The following is a 230-nucleotide window of genomic DNA, read 5'->3' as shown; positions in this document are numbered from 1 at the left end:
CGCGGCGGTGCAGGCCGGCGTGCACGCCGGCGAGCGCAAGGCCGTGCCCCTGATCGCCGTGACCCCGCTGACGCTGGGCGTCGAGACCAAGGGCGGCGTGATGGCCAAGCTCAACGAGCGCAACACGGCCATCCCGACCAAGCGCTCCGAGACGTACCCCACGGCCGAGGACATCCTGCCCTCCGTGTCCATCCAGGTCTTCCAGGGCGAGCGCGAGTTCACCCGGGACA

1 protein-coding gene is annotated in these 230 nt (G+C 71.3%); it reads left to right on the top strand.

Translation table 11 applies throughout. The features are described 5' to 3' along the window. Nucleotides 1-230, top strand: a 230-nt coding sequence (locus KVS67_RS13675; RefSeq protein WP_217565607.1) for an Hsp70 family protein, incomplete at both ends; no start/stop codon positions are given.

It is taken from the genome of Micrococcus sp. GbtcB5, from assembly GCF_019091605.1.
Lineage (GTDB): Bacteria > Actinomycetota > Actinomycetes > Actinomycetales > Micrococcaceae > Micrococcus > Micrococcus luteus.
The sequence above is the reverse complement of the archived record's forward strand: the minus strand, read 5'-3'. Positions and strand labels throughout refer to the sequence as shown.